This is a genomic window from Lederbergia sp. NSJ-179 (genome assembly GCF_022867885.1).
Classification (GTDB): domain Bacteria; phylum Bacillota; class Bacilli; order Bacillales; family Bacillaceae_C; genus Lederbergia.
This window is the reverse complement of sequence record NZ_JALIFP010000108.1, coordinates 1-855: the sequence shown is the minus strand read 5'-3', so window position 1 is coordinate 855 and position 855 is coordinate 1. Positions and strand designations below refer to the sequence as shown.

The 855-nt window shown below is 48.9% G+C and carries 2 tRNA genes and 2 rRNA genes; all 4 read right to left on the bottom strand.

Annotation, left to right across the window (positions count from 1 at the left end):
- Window positions 1-131 (bottom strand): 23S ribosomal RNA (locus MUB24_RS23065); the annotation flags it as partial.
- A 131-nt stretch (window positions 132-262) separates the two neighbouring features.
- Window positions 263-338: transfer RNA gene (locus MUB24_RS23060), tRNA-Ala, on the bottom strand.
- A gap of 27 nt (window positions 339-365) precedes the next feature.
- A tRNA-Ile gene (locus MUB24_RS23055) sits at window positions 366-439 on the bottom strand.
- Window positions 440-743: 304 nt separating this feature from the next.
- A 16S ribosomal RNA gene (locus MUB24_RS23050) occupies window positions 744-855 on the bottom strand; the annotation flags it as partial.

Here is an 855-nt window from a genome sequence, read left to right as displayed (position 1 = left end):
GGGGGTTCCCCCATTCGGAAATCTTCGGATCTACGCTTGCTTACAGCTCCCCGAAGCATATCGGTGTTAGTCCCGTCCTTCATCGGCTCCTAGTGCCAAGGCATTCACCGTGCGCCCTTAACAACTTAATCGTTAAAAACGTCTTACATTCTTATGGATGAATTCCATAAGGTGATGCTTCTCGGTTTGTTATTTCTTCTCATTTTATCTGGTTTTCAAAGAACAAATAAGCTGATGATTTAAAGCTAAATCAGCCTAAATTTGGTGGAGCCTAGCGGGATCGAACCGCTGACCTCCTGCGTGCAAAGCAGGCGCTCTCCCAGCTGAGCTAAGGCCCCATAAATTTTAAAAAAGCTAACGTGTGATGGGCCTGAGTGGACTCGAACCACCGACCTCACGCTTATCAGGCGTGCGCTCTAACCGGCTGAGCTACAGGCCCACATTAACTTCATTAAGAGTTTGAACTCTCAAAACTGAACGAAACGGAACGTCATTTAATCTGAAATGTTTTTTGTATTTCGGTGTCTAGCTCCGGCGCCTAGCGACTAGCAAACTTCTACGCTTCTTCCTACGATAAGTCAACATCGGCTCATTCTTTGCCGTGTTTCCTTTATCTCGTCAGAAGCTAGGAAGTTTGTACGTCGATGGACAGGCGCCTACGCTTTTAGGCTCACAGGATGTGAGTCATGCCGACGTTGCCACAGGACGTGGCGCCTTTAGTCGGCCTTCCTTATTATCCTTAGAAAGGAGGTGATCCAGCCGCACCTTCCGATACGGCTACCTTGTTACGACTTCACCCCAATCATCTGTCCCACCTTCGGCGGCTGGCCCCAAAAGGTTACCCCACCGACTTCG